Genomic DNA, 2,598 nt, shown 5'->3' on the forward strand with positions numbered 1-2,598 from the left:
CACATCGTCGAGGCGCCTGCGGGCACACACGCCGGCGGCGTCGGGGAGCCGGGCCTGCCGCCGTTCGCACCCGCGCTCGCCAACGCCGTTTTTGCCGCGACGGGCAAGCGTCTGCGCAACATGCCGATGGGCGGGAAGGTGACTTGATATTTGCAAGATACTTGCAAGCTCCTTGCAGGATGACGGTTGCGGCCGTCGACCTGCAATGTGAGCGTTCATGGCTTCCACCCGCAAATGGGCGTCACGGATGACGCCCCTTTGCAATCGTCGGAACAGCTTTCGTAGCTCGTGGTGCTGCCCTGAACGACGATTTCCGTGGCGTTGCCGTTGATGAAGGTCAGGCGACCTCTGACATCGAACGCGCAGGTATTCTCGATCTTCATCGACCACGTGTGCGTCCGTCTGCCGTGGTGATTGAAAATATTGTAGCCGGGCCCGCCGAGCTGCAGGCACGTCGCGATTGCCGGGCTACTCACGCACTCCAGCGCTAGGGACGACTGCGCGAGCACGGTCAGCCAGAGAGTGCCGGTAAGCACAGGTCGAATACGCATCGCTCACTCCCAATGGATCACGGGCGCGCAACCGCAATGGCGGGACTTATCACTAAATTGCTCACGACGCCTGAGGCGGAAACCGCCCTGACGGCATAGGTGCGCGATCCGGATGGCGGCGCCGTGTCGATCCACATGGCCGACCGCAGGGGCACGGGGCTCAGAAGCTCGGCCGGCGCGCCCGGCTTCACGAGGTACACCTCGTAGGAATAGAAATATGCCTCGGTATTGGGACGCCAGCGAAGGATGACATTGCCGTCCTCGACGGCGACATCCGTCCATTGCGGATCTGCGGGCCCGTCGGGAATAAACGGCGTGATCCAGTAGGCGACGACTGCGTACGGGTCGATTGGCACGACGTCACGGAATTCGCCGCCCGCCAGGTCGACGCCGCTGGCGATCGGCGCGGCGACGCCGAGCTCCTGCGCCTTTCGGATCGCGCGCGCCTCCGCCGCACTCGGAAACGGCTCCCGGTGCGCTGCGCCTCCGGCCGCCGCATACGCGTTGGAGTGCTGCGCATCGATCCGAAAGCACGCGACGTTCACCTTCGGCCAGGGGATGTCGGCGATGGCGTAGTCGACTACGCGGGCGTGAGGCAGTTGCGCGCTGGTGCGGGGATAGATCGAGAATATCGCGCACACGTGGCTGTCGGCCACCGTGATGGAATGGAACAGGTCCGAGGCGGGATACACGCTCTCGGCGCCGCCGGCGCATGCGCCGTAGCGGTCGCCGGCCAGCCGCAACACCTCGTAGAAGTTGAAGATGGGCAGCTTGATGAGATCGCGTGCGGCGTCCGAGGCACGCGTGAAGAGCGCACGGCGCCCATCGAAGCTCGTTTGCACGAGCTGTTGATTGGCGTTGTCCGACATCGCCGAGAAGCGGACGCCGACGTTGGCGTAGCGAACCGTCAGCGTCTCATAGGCAATGAATAGCGCGCACATCCATGCCGCGAAGCGCTCGTCCATGCGTGCGAGATACGGAATGTTGAAGCCGACGCGCATGTCGGCCTCGTCGTTGATGATCTTCAGATTGGCGAAGCGTTTGCGGTTTATGCTAAGCGCGAGGTCAGCGGTCTCGACGACGGCGCTCACTGCCCGATCGAACTCGGGATCGCCGTTCGTCGTCCAGCTGCCCTTGGCATGCAGCGAGATGAAATCGCATTTCACATGCGGTTCGGCGTTGAGAAAGCCGAGAAACGCCGCCATGTCGCCCCCGCTCCCCGGCGCGTAAACGATCGCCGGCCCGCCGAGCCGGATGTTGTGGCCGGAGGCGATCACCGCTTCCGACGTGGCGCGGTAGAGATCGAAGTAGGTGGGATCGTAGGCGCTGCGCCAGAAGGGCCATCCGTTCGGCTCGTTCCAAACTTCGAAGTACCAATCGTACACGGCGGTCCCGAAGCGCGGGTCGGCAACAAGCTCATCCAGGAACGCCCGGATCAGCGTCTTCCAGGTGTCGAACGACGCCGGCGGCGTGGCCGCGTGGGCGGAGACGGCCCGCGGGAAGAAATTCAGCACGACGAACGGCGTCAGGCCCCGCGTCGTCAGCTCCTCGAGCGCGCTGAAGGTGGCGCGGAAATCCGGCGGCGTGGCGGCCTGCGGCCATACGGTGCCACCGGCGAGCGGATCGACATCGATCGTCTTTGCCGGCGTGCCGCTGTCGAGCGCGTGAAAGAAGCGGACGCCGCCGAAGGCCCGGGGCGAAGCGGCCATGTTGTCGAGCACGTGCTTGAGCGTGCCTTCCTTCAGCCAGCCAATGTCGTACTGGCCGACGAAGTTGAAGTCATCGACGTTCACCCGTGCTGCAGGCCCATCCTGCTTTACGGTATCGACGACGCGCACGCGAAGCGGAGTGGGCGCGCTACTTTCAGCGGCTGCCGGTGGATCGGCGCGCGCCAAGCTGACGCTCGACCGGCCGACGGCGGCCAGCGCGATCAACCAATTGCCGAAGCTGCGTCGCGTGACGTTTGCCATCTTCCTTCGCCGGGCGTCGCACAGTGTCTACACGCACGAATTTAATGAGTTGCACGCTACCCTGGCGGCGACGGAGG

General features: G+C 64.6%; 3 protein-coding genes. 1 reads left to right on the forward strand and 2 read right to left on the reverse strand.

All coding sequences use genetic code 11. From position 1 onward, the window contains the following. Positions 1–215: 215 nt before the first annotated feature. Together WDA27_15360 and WDA27_15365 are read right to left on the reverse strand one after the other, a co-directional pair. Positions 216–551, reverse strand: a complete 336-nt coding sequence (locus WDA27_15360) for a hypothetical protein (protein ID MFA5892302.1) — start codon at positions 549–551, stop codon at positions 216–218. 17 nt (positions 552–568) lie between these two features. Continuing rightward, entirely contained in the window at positions 569–2,389 is a 1,821-nt protein-coding gene (locus tag WDA27_15365) for a hypothetical protein (GenBank protein MFA5892303.1), read from the reverse strand. Between the two features lie 10 nt (positions 2,390–2,399). Between WDA27_15365 and WDA27_15370 the strand changes: the two genes are divergently transcribed. Further along, a partial coding sequence (locus tag WDA27_15370) for a hypothetical protein (GenBank protein MFA5892304.1) occupies positions 2,400–2,598 on the forward strand: 199 nt, incomplete at its 3' end.

It is taken from the genome of Actinomycetota bacterium (genome assembly GCA_041658565.1).
GTDB lineage: Bacteria > Actinomycetota > AC-67 > AC-67 > AC-67 > JBAZZY01.

Coding starts and splice junctions, on each gene's coding strand:
- WDA27_15360 (MFA5892302.1), bottom strand. CDS start 551: ATGCGTATTCGACCTGTGCTTACCGGCACTCTCTGGCTGACCGTGCTC.